The organism is Micromonospora humidisoli (assembly GCF_016900955.1).
GTDB classification, from domain to species: Bacteria; Actinomycetota; Actinomycetes; order Mycobacteriales; family Micromonosporaceae; genus Micromonospora; species Micromonospora wenchangensis.
This window is the reverse complement of the sequence record NZ_JAFEUO010000011.1, coordinates 22,278-41,001: the sequence shown is the minus strand read 5'-3', so window position 1 is coordinate 41,001 and position 18,724 is coordinate 22,278. Positions and strand designations below refer to the sequence as shown.

Annotated in this window: 15 protein-coding genes; 12 read left to right on the top strand and 3 right to left on the bottom strand. The window is 72.4% G+C overall.

All coding sequences use genetic code 11. The features are described from left to right. Positions 1 to 65: 65 nt before the first annotated feature. A complete protein-coding gene (locus JQN84_RS29270) occupies positions 66 to 239 on the bottom strand; it encodes a putative ATP-grasp target RiPP (protein ID WP_144081550.1) in 174 nt (57 codons plus the stop codon). Between the two features lie 132 nt (positions 240 to 371). On the opposite strand from JQN84_RS29270, the gene JQN84_RS32455 reads away from it, so the two are divergent. From JQN84_RS32455 to JQN84_RS29240, 6 genes are all read left to right on the top strand, one after another. Continuing rightward, on the top strand, positions 372 to 1,766 hold the full coding sequence (locus tag JQN84_RS32455; protein WP_204961820.1) for a LuxR family transcriptional regulator: 1,395 nt from the start codon (positions 372 to 374) through the stop codon (positions 1,764 to 1,766). Positions 1,767 to 2,111: 345 nt separating this feature from the next. Beyond that, positions 2,112 to 3,593, top strand: a complete 1,482-nt coding sequence (locus tag JQN84_RS29260) for an endo-1,4-beta-xylanase (RefSeq protein ID WP_204961819.1) — start codon at positions 2,112 to 2,114, stop codon at positions 3,591 to 3,593. A gap of 179 nt (positions 3,594 to 3,772) precedes the next feature. Further along, positions 3,773 to 5,314, top strand: a complete 1,542-nt coding sequence (locus JQN84_RS29255) for a cellulose binding domain-containing protein (protein WP_204961818.1) — start codon at positions 3,773 to 3,775, stop codon at positions 5,312 to 5,314. A gap of 265 nt (positions 5,315 to 5,579) precedes the next feature. Then, positions 5,580 to 7,229, top strand: a complete 1,650-nt coding sequence (locus JQN84_RS29250; RefSeq protein WP_204961817.1) for a serine/threonine protein kinase — start codon at positions 5,580 to 5,582, stop codon at positions 7,227 to 7,229. A 437-nt stretch (positions 7,230 to 7,666) separates the two neighbouring features. Continuing rightward, positions 7,667 to 8,440 carry a hypothetical protein gene (locus JQN84_RS29245; RefSeq protein WP_204961816.1) on the top strand — a complete coding sequence of 258 codons (774 nt, stop codon included), beginning with the start codon at positions 7,667 to 7,669 and terminating at the stop codon, positions 8,438 to 8,440. 198 nt (positions 8,441 to 8,638) lie between these two features. Beyond that, positions 8,639 to 8,785 carry a hypothetical protein gene (locus JQN84_RS29240; protein ID WP_204961815.1) on the top strand — a complete coding sequence of 49 codons (147 nt, stop codon included), beginning with the start codon at positions 8,639 to 8,641 and terminating at the stop codon, positions 8,783 to 8,785. Here JQN84_RS29240 and JQN84_RS29235 read toward each other — a convergent pair. After that, positions 8,775 to 9,362, bottom strand: coding sequence for a helix-turn-helix domain-containing protein (locus JQN84_RS29235; protein WP_204961814.1), 588 nt, complete (start codon positions 9,360 to 9,362; stop codon positions 8,775 to 8,777). The genes JQN84_RS29240 and JQN84_RS29235 overlap by 11 nt on opposite strands. 47 nt (positions 9,363 to 9,409) lie before the next feature. Here JQN84_RS29235 and JQN84_RS29230 point away from each other — a divergent pair, with 47 nt between their 5' ends. Next, positions 9,410 to 10,195 carry a class I SAM-dependent methyltransferase gene (locus JQN84_RS29230; protein WP_204961813.1) on the top strand — a complete coding sequence of 262 codons (786 nt, stop codon included), beginning with the start codon at positions 9,410 to 9,412 and terminating at the stop codon, positions 10,193 to 10,195. 141 nt (positions 10,196 to 10,336) lie between these two features. Further along, positions 10,337 to 11,452 carry a tryptophan--tRNA ligase gene (gene trpS, locus JQN84_RS29225; protein WP_204961812.1) on the top strand — a complete coding sequence of 372 codons (1,116 nt, stop codon included), beginning with the start codon at positions 10,337 to 10,339 and terminating at the stop codon, positions 11,450 to 11,452. Between the two features lie 96 nt (positions 11,453 to 11,548). Here trpS and JQN84_RS29220 read toward each other — a convergent pair whose 3' ends face one another. Next, positions 11,549 to 12,400: an SAM-dependent methyltransferase gene (locus JQN84_RS29220; RefSeq protein ID WP_239486421.1), complete on the bottom strand. Its 852-nt coding sequence runs from the start codon at positions 12,398 to 12,400 to the stop codon at positions 11,549 to 11,551. Between the two features lie 531 nt (positions 12,401 to 12,931). Here JQN84_RS29220 and JQN84_RS29215 point away from each other — a divergent pair. The 4 genes from JQN84_RS29215 to JQN84_RS29200 all read left to right on the top strand — a co-directional run bounded on the left by JQN84_RS29215 (position 12,932) and on the right by JQN84_RS29200 (position 18,536). Then, complete coding sequence (locus JQN84_RS29215) at positions 12,932 to 13,996, top strand: SMP-30/gluconolactonase/LRE family protein (RefSeq protein ID WP_204961811.1); 1,065 nt, start codon at positions 12,932 to 12,934, stop codon at positions 13,994 to 13,996. Between the two features lie 31 nt (positions 13,997 to 14,027). Beyond that, positions 14,028 to 15,743 carry a PQQ-dependent sugar dehydrogenase gene (locus JQN84_RS29210; protein WP_307821480.1) on the top strand — a complete coding sequence of 572 codons (1,716 nt, stop codon included), beginning with the start codon at positions 14,028 to 14,030 and terminating at the stop codon, positions 15,741 to 15,743. Between the two features lie 284 nt (positions 15,744 to 16,027). Further along, positions 16,028 to 17,140, top strand: a complete 1,113-nt coding sequence (locus JQN84_RS29205) for a ricin-type beta-trefoil lectin domain protein (protein ID WP_204961810.1) — start codon at positions 16,028 to 16,030, stop codon at positions 17,138 to 17,140. Between the two features lie 103 nt (positions 17,141 to 17,243). Continuing rightward, on the top strand, positions 17,244 to 18,536 hold the full coding sequence (locus JQN84_RS29200) for a poly(ethylene terephthalate) hydrolase family protein (protein ID WP_307821478.1): 1,293 nt from the start codon (positions 17,244 to 17,246) through the stop codon (positions 18,534 to 18,536). Positions 18,537 to 18,724 lie beyond the last annotated feature (188 nt).

The following is an 18,724-nucleotide window of genomic DNA, read 5'->3' as shown; positions in this document are numbered from 1 at the left end:
GTGCTCCGGGCGGGGGACCGCCGACGTCCGGCCCCTCGGTGGGCCGGATCGCCGACGGTGACGGATCAGTCGAAGTCGGTGTCGGTGTCCGGTCGACCCCCGCCGGGGATGTCGTCGATGGTCTTCGACGAGCCCGCCCCGTTGCGGGGCAGCCCACCGAGCATCCGGGCGAGCTGGTCGTCGGCCAGCTCCACCCCGTCGGCGGGAATGGTGTCGATCTCCACGGTCCTGCGCTTCATGGTGCTACCTCTATCCGTTCGCGAACGCCCACCGGCCGGCTGGACCGGCAGGTGCATGCAGTCTGGGTGGCCCGGGGTGACCTGGGCACCAGGGAAATCCCCAGGGTTGGCCCCGGGTTCTACGCTCAGCCGGTGTCCACCGAGATCACGGCCGAGCGCCTGCTGTCGGCGGCCGACCGTGCCGACCCGGACGAGGCCGCGCGCCTGCTGTTCCGGGCCTTCCTCACGCTGTCCCGGACCACCGACAGCGACCGGTTGCTCCCCCTGCTGACCCGGGTCCGGCAGGCCCACGAGGCGAGCGGCTCGGCGCGTACCGCACTGATCTACCGCACCCTGGCGGGGACGGCGGCCACCCGGGCCGGCCTCGCCGAGGGCCCGGAGCACCTCGACGCCGCCGTACGGATCTTCGACGAGCACGCCTTCGGCGACGACCCGGTGCTGGTGGAGTGCGCGTTGACCGCCGTGATGACGCTGATGCGTCCGCACGAGGCGCGCCGGTTCGCCCCGCTGCTCGCCGACCTGGACCTGCCGCCGGCCGACCGGGCCCGGCTGCTCGCCCTGGTCGGGGTCGGTGACTGCTGGGCGGGGAACCTGGTCCGGGGGCAGGCCGAGTTGCGGGAGGCGGCCCGGCTGGCCGCGCGGTGCGGCACCCCCGACGTGCAGGCCGAGGCGACCTCCTGGCTGGCCAAGTGCGACGCGCTGCGCGGTGACCTGGACGATGCCGCCGTCCACCTGGACCAGGCCCGCGAGTTGGCGGCCCAGGTCGGTTCGGCCTGGGTGGCCCGCCACCTGCCCGAGTGCACGGCCGCGCTGGCGTTCGCCCGGGGCGACCGGGAGACCTGGGCCGGGCTGCTGGAACTCGTGGTGGCCCGGGACGTCGGGGTGACCGCCGGCCTCCAGTACGAGCACCGCTGGGAGTTGGCCACCCACCACGCCCTCGCCGGCCGGTCCCGGCTGGCCGGCGACCTGCTCGCCGGGATCGACGACCCGCCCGCCTCCTGGCCGGGCGGACCGGTGCTGCCGGCGTGGCGGGACTGGATCCTCCAGCCGGGCCCGGCCACCACGGCGACCCTGACGGCGGCGGTGGACCTGCTGACCCGCCCGGTCGAGCAGTTGCTCGCCGCCCGGGTGGCCTGGCTGCTGGGCGTGCACCACGGGCGGGCCGGCCGGCGGGGCGAGGCGGCCCGGCTGCTGGAGCAGGCGTGCGCGGGGTACGCCCGGACCGGTGCCGCCGGGATGCTCACGCTGGTGATGCGGGACCTGCGCTCCCTCGGCACGTCCGCGGCGGGTGCCGGTGTCCCGCTGGTCGCCGACCCGCCGTTCCCGGTGCCGGCAGGGGAGCCGACGCTGACCGAGGCCGAGGCCCGGGTCGCCACCGCGATCGCCAACGGGCTCAGCAACCGGGAGGCGGCGCAGCGGCTCTTCGTCTCGGTGAAGACGATCGAGTTCCATCTGGGCAACATCTTCCGCAAGCTCGGCGTCCGTAACCGTACGGAGTTGGCGGCCCGGCGGGCGCGTACCCGCTGAGCGTGCCACCGGTCCGTGGTCGGGCCGTCGCGCAGGGTCGACACCCGCCGGACCGGGTCGGACACCTGTCGCAGATCGAATCCATTCGATATAGCATCACGGCAGGGCAGCGTCACCCCGCACGGGCGTAGGACGCGGAGTGTTCGCCATCCACCGGGCGGACCGGGCAGCCGACCGGTGGTCACCGACGAGGGCGCGGCCGGGTCGACACCGGCTCGACGCCCCACTGTGACGTGCTGGTCCCGCCGCAGGCGCGGTGTCCCGGTCGTCGATCCCACGAGCGGTCGACCGGTCGCGTGCCCGTCCGGCGGTGACCGGACGGAACACCGAGGAGGAAACGCACAGATGAACGACGTACCCGCTCGACCGCAACGCCGTACCAGGAGGGCCAGCCGGCTGCTGCTGGGCGGCGCCTGCGCCCTGGCGATCACCGTGTCGTCGATGGCCGTGGCGACCCTGGCCCACGCCGACCTCAGCGGACCGCCCGGGACCACGCTGAAGGCCGCCGCCGAACGCAGCGGCCGGTACTTCGGGGCCGCGATGGGGGCGGACCGGCTCAGCGACTCCGGCTTCCTGAACATCGCCAGCCGCGAGTTCGACATGATGACGGCCGTCAACGAGATGAAGCCGGACGCGACCGAGCCCAACCCCGGGCAGTTCGACTTCAGCAGGGGTGACGCGATCTACAACTGGGCCACCCAGCGCGGCATGCGGTTCCGGGGCCACACCCTGGCCTGGCACGCCCAGCAGCCGAGGTTCTGGGGCAGCCTGAGCGGCAGCGCGCTGCGGCAGGCGATGATCAGCCACATCAACGGCGTGATGGCCCACTACAAGGGCAAGCTCTACGCCTGGGACGTGGTGAACGAGGCGTACGCCGAGAACGGCACCCGCCGCTCCTCCAACCTCCAGTCCACCGGCAACGACTGGATCGAGGTGGCGTTCCGCACCGCGCGGGCCGCCGACCCGTCGGTCCAGCTCTGCTACAACGACTACAACATCGAGAACTGGACGTACGCCAAGACGCAGGGCGTCTACAACATGATCAAGGACTTCAAGGCGCGCGGCGTGCCGATCGACTGCGTCGGTCTGCAGACCCACTTCACCGGGGGCAGTTCGCTGCCGGGCAACTTCCAGCAGACGCTGTCCAGCTTCGCCGCCCTCGGGGTGGACGTGGCGCTGACCGAGGCCGACGTCACCAACGCCTCGACCAGCCAGTACCAGGGCCTGACCCAGGCGTGCATGAACGTCCCGCGTTGCGTCGGCATCACCACCTGGGGCATCCGGGACAGCGACTCCTGGCGGGGCAACGAGAACCCGCTGCTGTTCGACCGCAACAGCAACCCGAAGCCGGCGTACACCGCCGTCCTCAACGCGCTCAACTCGGCCTCCACCACGGTCCCGGGCACCTCGACCCCGCCGCCCACCACCCCGCCGACGACGCCACCGACCACCCCGCCCACCACGCCGCCGACCACCCCACCGACCAGCGCTCCGCCGACCACGCCGCCGCCGACCGGGCAGCCGGGCGGCTGCACCGCGACGTACCGCACGGTCAGCAGCTGGACCGGCGGCTTCCAGGGTGAGGTGGTCGTGGCCAACACCGGCTCCACCGCCATCACCGGCTGGACGGTGCAGCTGACGCTGGCCAGCGGGCAGACCATCGCCAACGTCTGGAACGGCAGCAACACCGGCACCAGCGGCACGGTCAGCATCCGCAACGCCTCCTACAACGGCTCCGTCGGCCCGAACGCCTCGACCACCTTCGGGTTCCTGGTCAACGGCAGCAGCAGCACCGCGCCCGGCAACATCTCCTGCACCACCGCCTGACGGCGGGCGCACCCCACCCCCGCCGGCCGGGCCGGAGCCACCAGCTCCGGGCCCGGCCGGCGTCCCGGTGACCGGAGGCGTCGTGGTCGACGCGGGTGTGGGCGTCGCCACCCTCGTGGCCGATTCTTGCCGATGCTTCTGCCTGTTCCCGGGGCGGCGCAATCACTTGACTCATGGTCATGACGCAAACCTGGAACGCGACCCGCCGCTCGGTGGTCGCCGGCGTGCTCCTCGGCGCCACGGTGGTGGTCGGTCCGCTGACGGCACCCTCCAACGCCGCCCCCAGCCAGCCGTTCGGTGCGTCGGCGACGTCGCCGACGGCCGAGAACGACCGCTCCATCCTCGACGTGATCCCGGCGCAGACCCGGGACCGGATGCTCGCCCAGGCCCCGCTGGTCGACGCGGCCAACGTCGTGCGCACCGCCATCGAGGCCGGCGCGCCGCGTGGCTACGCCGGCATCGGCCTGGTGGACGACCACGTCACCCTCTGGTGGAAGGGCACCCTGCCCGGTGACGTCGCGGCGGCGGTGGCGACCGCACGCCGTACCGCCCCGGTGGAGGTCGCCGGTGCCACCTACTCCCGTACCGAGTTGAAGAAGGCGGCGGCGAAGCTCGCCCCCGTGGTGGCCGCCGACCCGAACGACGCCACCCACGCCGTCCGGCTGCGTACCGACGGTTCCGGGATCGAGGTCGCCGTCGACCCGAAGGCCGGCGCGAAGCAGCCGAAGCTGCCGGCGACCGGGGTCAGCACCCGGACCGTGGTGCGCGAGCGGATGGTCGAGCGGTCCCGCTACAACGACTCCGCGCCGTACGACGGTGGGATCGGCATCGGGCTGACCACGTACGGCTGCACCGCCGGCTTCGGCGTCCGCAACCAGACGACCAACGTGGGCTACCTGCTCACCGCGGAACACTGCGGCCCGATCGGTCAGCCCTGGCACGTCGGCTGGAACACGAACACCAACAGCGGCACGCTGATCGGCTACGGGGTCGCCAGCAACGACGACCACGACACCATGCTGGTCTCGACCTCGTCGCCGGGCAGCCACATCTATGTCGGTGGGCAGAACGACGAGGTACGCGCCCAGGTGACCGGCTGGACCGAGGTCTTCCCCGGTCAGCTGCTCTGCCAGTCGGGGTACACCTCGGCCGGTGAGATCGGCGGACCGGTCTGCAACCTGCGGGTCGACTTCCACTACGACGACATCGAGGACCTGGTCGAGGCCACCCAGCTCGACGGCGACGAGTCGGCCCGGGGCGGCGACAGCGGCGGACCGGTCTACTCGGTCAACGCCAACGGCACCGTCCTCGCCGCCGGCACCACCACCCGGTCGGCCGGTCCCGGCTTCGGCTTCCAGGACTTCGCCACCGCCCGGGACGACTACGGCGACATCCGACCGGCGACCACCCTCGCGAGCACCTGCCGGGTGTCGTACGTGGTGACCAACTCCTGGAACACCGGCTTCAACGTCAGCGTCACCGTCTACAACGACGGCCCGGCCGTCAACGGCTGGTCGCTCGGCTGGACCTTCCCCGGCAGCCAGCTGGTCCAGGGCCACTGGAACGGCGTCTTCCAGCAGACCGGCGCGGCGGTCACGGTGGGCAACGAGAGCCACAACGCCAGCATCCCGACCAACGGCGCGGTCAGCTTCGGCTTCACCGCCAGCGGCTCGCCCACCACGCCGGCACCCTTCACGCTCAACGGCACCACCTGCAACTGACCCCCCTCCGGCCGCCCCTGGGCACCTCCCGGGGCGTGGCGCAGCAGCCTGGTCATCCGCCACGATCCGGGTGACCGTCAGGACGGGCCCCGCCGGTCATCCCGGCGGGGCCCCGTCGCGTCCGTCCGCACCGACCAGGCCGCCGACGGCACCGGCGGTCCCGGGTGGGCGGGCGATAGGCTGCCGACGGTGTCCGAGTGAGCTGAGGGGTACGCGTGATTGGCGCAACGGTTCGCGGGCTGGTCGTGGTCTGCGGGCAGCCGACGTGAACGACGGGCTGCGTCCCGGCGACCCGGCCCGGCTCGGGGGGTACGAGCTGCTCGACCGCCTCGGTGAGGGGGGCATGGGCAGTGTCTTCCTGGCCCGGTCGCCGCAGGGACGCCGGGTGGCGGTGAAGGTCGTCCGTGCGGAGCTGTCCCACGACGACGAGTTCCGGGGCCGGTTCCGCAGCGAGGTGAACCGGGCCCGTCAGGTCCCGCCGTTCTGCACCGCCGAGGTGTTGGACGCCGACCCGGACCACGACCCGCCCTATCTCGTGGTGGAGTACGTCGAGGGCCCCAGCCTGGCCCAGGTGATCCGCGACGGCGGGCCGCTGGGTGCGGCGCAACTGCACGGCATCGCGGTCGGGGTGGCCACCGCGCTCACCGCCATCCACGGCGCCGGGGTGATCCACCGGGACCTGAAGCCGGCGAACGTGCTGGTGGCACCCGGCGGGATCAAGGTCATCGACTTCGGGATCGCGCGGGCGTTCGAGGCGACCAGCCAGCACACCCGGACCCACCAGATGGTCGGGACCGTCTCGTACATGGCACCGGAGCGGTTCGACACCGGGTCCGGCCGGGCGGTGGGCCCGGCCGCGGACGTCTTCGCCTGGGGTGCCGTGGTCGCCTACGCCGCGACCGGCCGCAACCCGTTCGGGGGCGACTCCGCGACCGCGACCGCGATGCGGATCCTCACCCAACCGCCCGACCTGACCGGTCTGCGGGGGCCGTTGCGGGAGCTGGTCTCCCGGGCCCTGGAGAAGGATCCCGACGTGCGGCCCACCGCCCGGGAGCTGCTCGACGGGCTGTTGACGGTCACCGCCCCGGCGGGCGATCAGGCCGTGCCGGCCTCCGCCGGTGCCGACCGGCCTCCTGCCGAATCGTCGGCACCGGTCACGCCGTCCGCGGGTCCGTCGTCGGCGTCAGGTGGCATCGGCGGTCCGTCGTCGGCGGTGGACGGGTCCGGTCGACGGGTCCCGTCCCGGCGTCGGCTGTTCGTCGGGGTGGGCGCGGCCGTCGCGGTGGTCGCGGCGCTGGTGTCGGTCGTGGTGTTCGGCCCCCGACTGGTCGGCGACCGGTCGTCCCCGGACCCGACCGGCGCGGCAGCCGGGGGGCCGACGGCGGGTGGCCCGGTTGGCACCCCGTCCGGATCGGGTACGCCGACCCCGTCGCCGTCCGCCGCGTCGCCGTCCGCCCCGGTGGACCGTACCCGGGCCATCCTGGCCGGGCAGCGACAGATCCTGCTGCACGTGGTGGAGATCGACCGCGACCTGTCGCTGCCGTTCGACGGTGTGGTGGGGGTCGGCGACGGGACCAAGCCGGACGCCCGCTTCGTGCTCGACCCGGTCGGCGTCGACTTCATGATCAAATCGCTGAACCCGGAGATCTCCCACCGGCCCTGCCTCGGCGTCAAGATCGACGCGGAGGGGTACGCCTCCCTGGTGGGCACCGACTGCGAGCCGACCGCGGCGACCCTCTTCGGGATCTCCCGGGAGGGCAAGGACGACAAGGGGCGGCTCTCCTACGCCATCGTCAGCGAGCAGTACGGCGTGGTGCAGTGGAGCCCGAGCCAGCGGAAGATCTATGTGGAGGTCCTCGGCGACGCCCCGGTAGGCACCACGTTCAGCCTGGTCGACCGGGGTGCGGTCGGCTGACCGGGAGGCTGCGCGCCGCGACCCGGCCGGGCGGTGAGCCGGGGCAGGACGGGCTCGGCGGGTCGGGCCGGCCGGGTCGGGCGTGCTGATGCCTGTCGATGTTGCCTGATCGGATCCGATCGTGCTGGAATGGCTCAGTTCGCCGCAGCACGGGGGCAACCGGGCTGGCGACGGTGAGCACGGGAGCAGCGCGGTGCCGGCACCGCGCCAGTTCGGCAGCCGCGGGTGCCACCTCGCCGGGCCAGCACCACGGCGACGGGCGGGTGTCCCGTCGTCGGTGTCCCTGCCACGCCCTCCCGCGCCCGCCGAGACCGCCCCACCTCCGACCGTCGTAGGCGTCCGACGCGCCCGGGGGCGAGGTCGGCGGTGCTCGTCGGCCGGGATTCCCGCTGAGCCCTGCCCGCATGGTGGGGGTCAGCCGTCCTGGAGGAATGACCATGCGCAGTTTCCTCGCGGTGTTCACCGCCGCCCTGATCCTCGGCACCGCCGCCGGCAGCGTCCCGGCCGGCCCGTCGGCGGCCACCCAGCGTTCGTGCCCCCGGGGCACGCTGTTCTGTGAGGACTTCGAACGGCTGCCCCTCGGGGGTCCCAGCACGCTGAACTGGGGCGTCGACACCCGCCACGGCACGCTCACCGTCGAGCACGCCAGGCACGGCAACCAGGTGCTGCATCTGCACACGGTCGACAACGGACGTGCCTTCCTGCGGGTCGACGACTTCGCCGCGCCGGGCAACCGCTTCTACGGGCGGATGCGGCTGCGGGTCGACGCCTTCCCCACCGCCCCGGACTGGGCGCACTTCACGCTGGTCGAGGCGACCGGCAGCGGCAGTTCCGAGGTCGTCCGCCCGATCGGCGGCCAGTACGCGCCGACCGTCCCCGGCACCTTCTGGGGGGTGGGCGCGGACGGCGGCCCGACCGGCGACTGGACCAACTGGCGGGAGTCCGCCCCGGTCACCGAGGACACCTGGCAGTGCTTCGAGTGGCAGCTCGACCCGACTGACAACCGGGTCGCGGTGTGGATCGACGGGATGGCGAAGCCGGAGCTGACCGCCTCCACCACCGACCACGGCGGCAACGACGTCCCGTTCGTCCTGCCGGCGGTCGACACCGTGAAGATCGGCTGGCAGCTCTACCAGGGCGGCACGACGCCTGGTGAGTTCGACCTCTGGATCGACGACATCGCGCTGTCCACCAAGCGGCTCGGCTGCTGACACCTGCCGGCCCCGCCGTCCGGGCGGGACGGCGGTCCGTCGCCGTGCGGGCGGGACGGCAGTGCGTCGTCCCGCCCGGACGGGAGCGCGGGTCGGGAGAGGTGGACCCGGGACGGTCGCCGGGGGTGGGGTTTCCCGACCGGGCCGTCCGGGGTAGAGAGCGCACCGCCCGTTCATCAGCCTCCCGAGGGGACAGTCATGTCGGTACAGGCGTTTCTCTATGTCATCGCGGTCATCCTGCTCGTGCTCGCCGCCCTGCCCATCCCCAGCCGGGGGTTCTCGCTGGCCCTGCTCGGGGCGGCGTGCGCGTTGCTTGCCTACGCCTGGCCGGTGATCACGGGCTAGCCGCCGGTCGGCCGGGACGCGGGTGGTGCGGGCCGAGGTGGCTGCGTTCGCCCTCGTGGTCGAGGATGCAGAGGATCTCCGCCGGGCCGTCGTGCGCGCCGAACGCGTGCGGGACCAGGGTGGAGAACTCGGCGGCCTCGTTCGTGCCGACGAGGATCGTCCGGTCACCGAGGCGCAGCTCGATGGTGCCGGAGAGCACGGTGAACCAGTCCCGGCCCGGGTGTACCCGCAGGTCGGTCGGGACGTCCCGGGTGATCCGCAGCTTGGCGACCGTCTGGTTGCTGTCCCGGGAGAGCAGCCAGGTGGTGACGCCCCGGTCCTCGTCGCAGTGCGGACGGATCACGACGTCGTCGTCGGCGTCGGACTCGACCAGCCGGTCGAGCGTGATGCCGAGCACCCGGGCGATCGTGGCGATCTGGTCCAGGGCGACCCGCCGGTGTCCGGTCTCGATCCGGCTGAGCGTGGACGGGCTGATCAGGCAGCGGTGGGCCAACTCGTCCAACGACCAGCCACGGGCCACCCGCAGGCTGCGGATGCGCTGCCGGACCAGGGTCTCCAGATCCTTGTCTTGCCTCATAAGCAAGATGCTATGCCCGTGCGGCACGGGCGGGCTACCGTTCCCGCATGGCACACGACCACCTCATCGAGCTGCTCGACCTGGACGCCGAGGTGCTCCACGAGTACTTCCGCGACGTGATCGGCTGGGTCGGCCGCGAGGCCGCCACGCGACCCCACGTCGTCGACCTCGGTGCCGGCACCGGCACCGGCTCCCTCGCCCTGGCGCGGGAGCTGCCCGGCTCCACCGTCACCGCGGTCGACCTCTCCCCGGAGATGCTCGCCCACCTGCGCGGCCGGGCCGACGCCGCCGGGCTGGGCGACCGGATCCGCACCGTCGAAGCCGACCTCGACACGTCCTGGCCCGACCTCGGGCCGGTCGAGCTGATCTGGGCCGCCGCGTCGATGCACCACATGGCCGATCCGGTGACCGCGCTCGCGTCCGCGTACGGCATGTTGCGGCCGGGCGGGCTGCTGGTGATCGCCGAGCTGGAATCGTTCCCCCACTTCCTCACCGGCACCCCGGACGAGGAGGTGGAGCAGCGCGGTCACGCCGAGGCGGCGAAGCGGCGGCACGAGGCGGGCCTGCACATGCACGAGAACTGGGGCGAGCGGATGAGGCAGGCCGGCTTCACCTCGGTCACCGAGCGGCACTTCGACATCGACCTGCGTCCGCCATTGCCGGCCGCCGCCACCCGCTACGCGCAGGCTTCGCTGAGCCGGATGCGCCACGGACTGCAGGGACGGCTCCCTGCCCGGGATCTCGCCGCCCTGGACCAGATCGTGGCGGGTCTGGCGACCCGTACCGATCTCAGTGTCCGGACCGGGCGGACGGTCTGGCTGGCCCGCCGCTGAAGGGTGGGGGAGTGCGCGCCCGGAGTCGCATCTCCCGGACGACGGGTGCGATTCCGGTGCCCGCGGTCGTCATCGTCATTGCGCTGTCCGAAGTGGGGTCCGTGCAATCATGGCGTCGAGACCGACCCTTCAGGAGATCGTGTGAACACCGCCGTACCCCGGACCGAAGACGCCGGTGACATCGCCCGCGCCAGACCGGCCGATGCGCTCGGGACGTCCGCCGCGCAGGCCCGTAGCGCCGTGCTGGAGGAACTGATCCGCAAGGACCCGGGGCGGTTCCGGGTGCTCACCGGTGACCGTCCCACGGGCCGCCTGCACCTCGGTCACTACTTCGGCACGCTGCACAACCGGGTCCGGCTCCAGGAACTCGGCGTGGAACTGTTCGTGATCATCGCGGACTACCAGGTCCTCACCGACCGCGACGTGGCGGACAATCTGCTCCAGCACGTCGAGGAACTGGTCCTGGACTACCTGGCCATCGGGGTGGACCCGGCCCGCAGCACGATTTTCACGCACGGGGCGGTCCCGGCGCTCAACCAGTTGATGCTGCCGTTTCTCAGCCTCGTCTCGGTGTCGGAACTCAACCGCAATCCCACGGTCAAGGACGAGATCGCGCACTCGCGGCAGTCCGCTGTCAGTGGGTTGATGTTCACCTATCCCGTCCACCAGGCCGCCGACATCCTGTTCTGCAAGGCGAATCTGGTGCCGGTCGGCCAGGACCAGCTTCCGCACCTCGAACTCACCCGGACGATCGCCCGCCGGTTCAACGACAGGTACGGCGCCGGTTCGACGGTGTTCCCCCAGCCCGACGCGTTGTTGTCGAGCGCCCCGCTGCTGCTCGGCACGGACGGCACCAAGATGAGCAAGAGCCGGAACAACGCCATCACGCTCGCCGCCACCGCCGACGAGACCGCCCGGCTGGTCAAGGGGGCGAAGACGGATTCGGAGCGGCACATCAGCTACGACCCGGTGACCCGCCCGGAGGTGTCGTCGCTGCTGCTGCTGGCCGCCCTGTGTCAGGGGCGCAGCCCGGAGCAGGTGGCCGCCGAGATCGGGTCGGCGGGGGCCGCCGTGCTCAAGAAGGTCGTCACCGAGTCGGTCAACGAGTACCTGGCCCCGGTCCGGGTCCGCCGGGCCGAGTACGGGCGGGACCGGGCCCACCTGCGGGCCGTCCTGAGCGAGGGCAACGAGCGGGCGCGGGCGGTCGCCGACGCCACCCTCGCCGAGGTCCGGGCGGCGATGAACACCTGCTACTGACGCCGGCCCGGCCGGTGGCGCGCCCGAGGGGCCTGCCGCCGGCCGGGCCGGCTCCCGGGTGGGGACCGGTCACGTCGCCGACGGCAGTGCCCGTGTTCAGACCTTGCGGGCCACCCCACCGACGACGGTGTGGTAGGTGGTGGTCTGCCGGGAGTCGTCCTCGCCGTCCGGGTGCCACTCGGCCAGCGGAACCAGCCCGGGCGGAACCAGTTCCAGGTCGCCGAAGAAGCCGAGGATCTCGTCCCGGGTGCGCCACCGGCCGGTGCCCAGCGTCTCGTTGAACACCTTCTCCACCGCCCGCGCCCTCGCCGAGACCTCCGGCTGGGCCGGACCCGGGTCGTAGAAGTGCGAGATGGCCAGGTAGCTGCCGGAGGGGAGGGCGTCGATCAGCCGGCGGGCCACCCCGGCGGGATCGTCGTCGTCGTGCAGGTGGTGCAGGATCGCCAGGAGCAGCAGCCCGACCGGCTGGTCGAAGTCGATCAGCCTGCGGTCGCGCAGCTCCGTCAGCAACTCGTCGGGCTGCCTGACGTCGGCACCGACGACGGTGGTGGTCCGGGCGTCCGCCAGCAGGGCCCGCCCGTGGGCGAGGGCCATCGGGTCGTTGTCCACGTAGACCACCCGGGCGTCCGGGTCGACCCGGTGGGCGATCTCGTGCACGTTGCCCCGGGTGGGCAGGCCGGAGCCGAGGTCGAGGAACTGACGGATGCCGGCCTCGGCGGCCAGGTAGTGGACCGACCGGCGCAGGAAGGCCCGGCAGGCCCGCCCGGCCTCCGGCCCGTCCGGGGTGACCTGCATCGCCATCTGGGCGGCGTGCCGGTCGACCGCGAAGTTGTCCTTGCCGCCGAGGTAGTAGTCGTACACCCGGGCGATGCTGGGCCGGGTGGTGTCGACGCCCGGCGGCGCCGCCTTGTCGCTCGTCAACGCTTCGATCCCTCCGAACAGGGCCATGGTCGGTGAATACTGGCGGGGAGACCACGACACCCATGGCTGCCGAACCGGTGCCGGCCACGACGTGGGCCGGATCTGCCCTGAGGGTAGATGAGCGCGCTCCCAACGTCGATTCCGCCTCTGTCGGTAACGCGGCAGGCGGGTGCGAATCGGGACCGTCGGCGTTCTCCGGGGGCCGGTCGGACTCCACAGTCGACCCGTCCACGATGGTCTCCGGCGGAACGTCGTACCGCCGGCGGCGACGGGTCATGCCGCGACGGCCGGACGGGCCCCGGGGCATCCATCGACCGACCCCGATCAGCATGTGGACTCGGTCGGCGGTCGGCGTCCAGGTGGTGGTCGGTAATCCCACCATATCGACCAGCATCTTAGTGAGAAATCCGGATCAGGGCCGGGATCGGCGGATCGTCACCCATGCGGTGTGGTGGTTCCTAATTTATGCTGCCCCATGATGCATCGATACCGGTAGATCAGTTCCACCACCCCGCGACCGCCGACGACGGCGGGTCCGTTCGCCGATCGGAGTTCCCGATGGTCCTGCAACCGGCCGCCACCGCGCTGGCCAGTCTCCTGCTCGCCCTGCCCGTCGCCGTCCCGGCGGGCTCCGACGCCGCGCCCGCACCGTCCCTGCGGGCCGCGTCGGCGGCGGGGCAGTCCGCCGCCCTGGCCGGCCCGCCCGGTGCGCCACCCGGCGTCTGCCCGACCGGCACCGGCTACGGCCCGCCGTTGCCGTCGACCTCGGTCACGGCCACGAAGATCCGTGGCGGCTTCGCGTTCCTGGAGGGGCCCGTCTGGATCGCCGACCGGGGCTACCTGCTCTTCTCCGACATGGCCGCACCGACCGGGTCCGAGTACGTCCAGCCGTCGACGATCCGGCGGTTCACCCCGCCGGCCACCTTCGACACGTTCCTCGGCAATGCGGGCAGCAACGGGCTCGCGCTCACCCCCGACGGGCAGCAGCTCGTCGCCGCCACGCACGACCAGCGCAGCGTCTCGACGTACCGGCTCGACACCCTGGCCCGGGGCGTCGTCGCCGGCAACTACCAGGGGCGGGCGTTCAACTCGCCCAACGACGTGGCGGTCCGCTCCGACGGCGTCGTCTACTTCACCGACCCCAACTTCCAGCGCGGCAACCGCCCCGACCAGATGAGCGGACGGACCAGCGTCTTCCGCGTGTCCAACGGCCAGGTGTCGCTGGTCGACGACGCGCTGCGCCAACCCAACGGCATCGCGCTCTCCCCCGACGGCGCCACCCTGTACGTCGGCGCCTACGGCGAGAACAAGATCTACAAGTACGCCGTCCAGCCCGACGGCAGCACCGGCACCCGCAGCGTGTTCGTCAACTACGTCGGTGGCCCGGACGGCGGCACGATCGACTGCGCCGGAAACGTGTACTGGACCTCGGGCGGTGACGGGCTGGTGCACGTCTACTCGCCCACCGGCAGTCAGCTCGGCACGATCCGGTCCGGCGTGAGCGGCACCACCAACGTGGCGTTCGGCGGGTCCGACCGGCGCACCCTCTTCGTCACCTCGGGCCGGACGAACGACTCCGGCCTGTACAGCGTGCGGCTCAACGTGCCCGGCTACCCGTACTGACCCACCCGGTTTCCAGGAAGGGACGTATCGAGTGCGATCCAGTCTTCGCCAACCCCGTCGCCTCGCCGGCCTCGCGCTGCTGACCAGCGTCTGTGCCGTCCTGGCCGGCGCGCCCGTCACCGCCGGCCCACCGGCCGCGCCGGCCGGGGCGACGTCCGCCCGGGCCGCCGCCGACACCCGGCCGCCCACCCCGCCGACGAACCTGCGCAGCACCCGGCTGACCTGCCAGTCCGTCACGCTCGCCTGGTCCGCCGCCCGGGACGACGTCGGCGTCGCGTACTACGACGTCTACCACGACGGCCAACTGGTCACCTCGGTCGCCGGCAGGACGCTGACCGCCACCCTGACCGTCGCGCAGGGCGTCACCTGGGGCTGGTACGTCAACGCCCGGGACGCCGCCGGCAACGTGTCGCAGGCCAGCGCCACGCTCTCCGTCACGCCGCCGTTCTGCCAGTCCGACACCCAGCCGCCCACCACCCCGACCAACCTCGCCGCCACCGCCAACGGCACCGACGTGATCCTGACCTGGACGGCCGCCACCGACAACGTGGCGGTCACCAGGTACGACATCCTGCGCGGCGGGGTGACGGTCGGCTCGGTCACCGGCACGGCCGGCAACCCGCCGGCGACCTCGTTCACCGACACCGGGCTGGCCGCCGACACCGAGTACCGCTACACGGTCGTCGCCCGGGACGCGCAGGGCAACACCTCCACGGCGAGCAGCGCGGTGACCGTGCGCACCGGGTCGACCTGCACCAGCGCGGTCTGCGGCACGACGGTGGTCACCACCGAGCGGGACCTGCCGTGGGGGCTGGTGCAACTGCCCGACGGCACGGTGCTCTACGGACGGCGTGACCTGTTCGACGTGGTCGCGATGAACCCGGACGGGAGCAACAAGCGCAGCATCGGCACGGTGCCCAACGTGGCCGGCACCAACGGTGAGGGCGGGGTGCTCGGGCTGGCCGTGTCGTCGAGCTTCACCACCGACCGGTGGCTGTACATCTACCACACCACCACGACCGACAACCGGATCGTCCGCATCCGCTACGACGGTACGTTGCAGACCGGCACGGTGCAGGTGCTGCTGACCGGCATCCCGCGCAACAAGTACCACAACGGCGGGCGGCTGCGGTTCGGCCCGGACGGGATGCTCTACGCCGCCACCGGCGACGGGCAGAGCCCGGACCGTGCCCAGGACGTCAACGACCTGGGCGGCAAGGTGCTGCGGATCCGCCCCGACAGCACCGTGCCGTCGGACAACCCGTTCGGCAACGCGGTCTGGAGCTACGGGCACCGCAACCCGCAGGGGCTGGCGTTCGACTCCCGGGGCCGGCTCTTCGAGCAGGAGTTCGGTAACAACGTCATGGACGAGACCAACATCATCGTCCGGGGCGGCAACTACGGGTGGCCGGCCTGCGAGGGCACCACGGGCAGCTGCGCCAACCCGAACTTCATCGCCCCCATCCGCACCTACCCGGTGGCCGAGGCGTCGTGCAGCGGCCTGGCCATCGTCCGGGACGTGCTCTACCTCGGCTGCCTGCGGGGCAACCGGATGTACCGGGCGGTGATCAGCGGGAACACCCTCACCGACGTGCAGCAGTACTTCGTCGGCACGTACAGCCGGCTGCGCACCGTCGAGCCGACCCTCGACGGGAACCTGTGGCTGACCACGAGCACCGGCGGTGACAAGGACAGCATCCCCAACAACAGCAACGAGCGGATCCTCAAGGTGACGCTGGGCCGGTAGCCCGGCCCCCCGGCCCCGCCCCCGGTCCGACGGGGGCGGGGCGGGTGCCGGATATGGACCAGGGCGGCGACAAGAATTTACAATGGTCGTTGTTAACGCTCACAAACCCGTCCCAGTGCCGAGGGTGTGGGGGTGCCGACGAGACGGCCGGCACGACCGGTGGGTCCGGGTGGCCGCAGGCCGCCGTACCCGTCGGCCGGCCCGCTCGGACGTGCCGCCAGACCACCATGGCGGCCGACCGGCCACACTCCCCGGCCAGCTCCACCGATCCAGGGGAGAAGTCCATGCGAACGAGGGCACGATGGCTCGCGGCACTCGCCGTACTCGGCCTCATGACGGCCGGGGTGGTGACACCGACCGGCCCCGCCCACGCCGAATCCAACGGCGGGGTACGGGTGATGCCGCTCGGCGACTCCATCACCGAGGGCACGCAGGTGCCGGGCGGCTACCGGATCGGGCTCTGGCAGCGCCTGGCCGCCGGCCGGTACACGATCGACTTCACCGGATCGCAGTTCAACGGGCCGGGCAGTCTCGGTGACCACGACCACGAGGGGCACCCCGGCTGGCGCATCGACCAGATCGACGCCAACATCGTCGGCTGGCTGAACAACCAACGGCCGCAGAGCGTGCTGCTGCACATCGGCACCAACGACATCCTGCAGAACTACAACGTGGGTAGCGCGCCGAACCGGCTCTCCACCCTGATCGACAAGATCACCACCACCGTGCCCACCGCCGAGGTGTTCGTCGCGCAGCTCATCCCCCTGTCCAACAGCAACCAGGAGAACGCCGTACGGACCTTCAACGCGGCGATCCCCGGCATCGTGTCGAGCAAGGTGAACGCCGGCAAGCGGGTGCACCTGGTCGACATGCACAGCGCCCTGTCCACCGCCGACCTGATCGACGGCATCCACCCCACCTCCGGCGGCTACGACAAGATGGCCGCCCGCTGGTACAGCGCGTTGCAGTCGGTACCCGGCAGCATCGGCAACCCGGGCAACAGCGGCGGACAGACCGGCGCCATCGTGGGCACCGCGTCGGGCCGGTGCGTCGACGTGCCCGGTTCCGCCACCATCAACGGGCTCCAGATGCAGCTCTGGGACTGCCACGGCGGCACCAACCAGCAGTGGACGTACACCTCCGGCCGGGCGTTGACGGTGCTCGGCACCAAATGCCTGGACGCCGCCGGCTACGGCACCACCCCGGGCACCCTGGTCACCACGTACGACTGCCACGGCGGCACCAACCAGCAGTGGAACCTCAACGCCAACGGCACCATCACCGGCGTGCAGTCCGGGCTCTGCCTCGACGCCAACGGCGGGGCCACCGCCAACGGCACGAAGCTCGTCCTGTGGACCTGCAACGGCCAGGCCAACCAGCAGTGGAGCCGGCGGTAGCCCGCAGCCCCGTCCAACGAAGGAGATGCCTGAAGTGACGCTACCGACGGATCGACCTCCCACCCCGCCCCCGACCGGACGCCGCCGCCCCGTACCCCGGTCCGTGAGCTGGCTCTCGGCCGGCCTCGCGGTCCTCCTCGGCCTCGTGGTGACCGCCACCGCGCCGCACGCCGCGGTGGCGGCGGCGGACAACCCCTACCAACGTGGCCCGGACCCGACCCCGGCCAGTGTGGCCGCCACCCGGGGGCCGTTCGCCACCACACAGGCGACCGTGCCGGCGGGCAACGGCTTCAACGGCGGGTTCGTCTACTACCCGACCGACACCAGCCTGGGCACCTGGGGCGCGGTGGCGATCGTGCCCGGCTACTCCGCCCTGTTCGCCAACGAGGAGGCCTGGATGGGCCCCTGGCTGGCGTCCTTCGGGTTCGTGGTGCTCGGCATCGAGACCAACAGCCGCACCGACGGTGCCGACGCCCGGGCCACCCAGCTGCTCGCGGCGCTGGACTACCTCACCCGGACCAGCCCGGTGCGCACCCGGGTGGATCCCAACCGGCTCAGCGTGATGGGCCACTCCGCGGGTGGGGCCGGCACGTTGCTGGCCGCGCTGCGGCGGCCGTCGCTGAAGACCGCGGTCGGTCTCGCCCCCGGTACGCCGGGCAACAACCTGAACATGTCCACCACCCAGGTCCCGACCCTGCTCCTGTCGGGTCAGAACGACGGCACCGTCACCCCGTCCTACGTGCAGGGCATCTACAACACGCTGCCGGCCGGGGTGGAGCACGCCTGGGCGGAGCTGGCCGGCAACGACCACCTGTCGTTCACCAGGTCGAACCCGACCGAGATGCGGCTGCTGATCCCCTGGCTCAAGATCTTCCTGGACAACGACACCCGCTACACGCAGTTCCTCTGCCCGCTGGCGGACAGCACCGGCGTCTCCCGCTACAGCTCCACCTGCCCCCTGGTGCCCCCGGGCGGCCCGACCACCCCGCCGCCGACGACCCCGCCCCCCACCACCCCGCCCCCCACCACCCCGCCCCCGACGACTCCGCCGCCCACCACGCCCCCGCCCACCACGCCGCCGCCGACGACCCCGCCGCCCGGCACCGCCTGCACCGCCACCTACCGCACGATCGGCTCGTGGTCCGGTGGCTTCCAGGGTGAGGTCACGGTGACCGCCGGCAGCACCGCCGTCGACGGCTGGACCACCCGCTGGCAGCTGGGCGGCGGACAGAGCATCAGCCAGGTCTGGAACGGCACGCTGAGCACCAGCGGCACGACCGTGACCGTGCGCAACGCCGCCTACAACAGCACGCTCGCCCCGGGCACCTCGACGACCTTCGGCTTCCTCGGCACCGGCACGCCGACCAGCCCGTCACCGACCTGCACCAGCCCCTGACCGCCACCGCCGCCCACCCGACGCCACGTCGGGTGGGCGGCCCGGCGGTCGCCGGCCCCCGCCGACGATCCGCGACGGCCCGTGGTGGCCCCGCGCCCCGCGGGCCGTGCTCGTCGGCGGTCGGGTGTCCGCCGCCGATCCACAGCCGACTGCGAGGTCACCGTCATCATGTCCCCGCCGAACGGTAC

Excerpts from the sequence above, each read along its gene's own strand:
- JQN84_RS29270 (WP_144081550.1), bottom strand. The coding sequence starts at position 239 with ATGAAGCGCAGGACCGTGGAGATCGACACCATTCCCGCCGACGGGGTG.
- JQN84_RS29260 (WP_204961819.1), top strand. The coding sequence starts at position 2,112 with ATGAACGACGTACCCGCTCGACCGCAACGCCGTACCAGGAGGGCCAGC.
- JQN84_RS29255 (WP_204961818.1), top strand. The coding sequence starts at position 3,773 with ATGACGCAAACCTGGAACGCGACCCGCCGCTCGGTGGTCGCCGGCGTG.
- JQN84_RS29245 (WP_204961816.1), top strand. The coding sequence starts at position 7,667 with ATGCGCAGTTTCCTCGCGGTGTTCACCGCCGCCCTGATCCTCGGCACC.
- JQN84_RS29240 (WP_204961815.1), top strand. The coding sequence starts at position 8,639 with ATGTCGGTACAGGCGTTTCTCTATGTCATCGCGGTCATCCTGCTCGTG.
- JQN84_RS29235 (WP_204961814.1), bottom strand. The coding sequence starts at position 9,362 with ATGAGGCAAGACAAGGATCTGGAGACCCTGGTCCGGCAGCGCATCCGC.
- JQN84_RS29230 (WP_204961813.1), top strand. The coding sequence starts at position 9,410 with ATGGCACACGACCACCTCATCGAGCTGCTCGACCTGGACGCCGAGGTG.
- JQN84_RS29220 (WP_239486421.1), bottom strand. The coding sequence starts at position 12,400 with ATGGCCCTGTTCGGAGGGATCGAAGCGTTGACGAGCGACAAGGCGGCG.
- JQN84_RS29215 (WP_204961811.1), top strand. The coding sequence starts at position 12,932 with ATGGTCCTGCAACCGGCCGCCACCGCGCTGGCCAGTCTCCTGCTCGCC.
- JQN84_RS29205 (WP_204961810.1), top strand. The coding sequence starts at position 16,028 with ATGCGAACGAGGGCACGATGGCTCGCGGCACTCGCCGTACTCGGCCTC.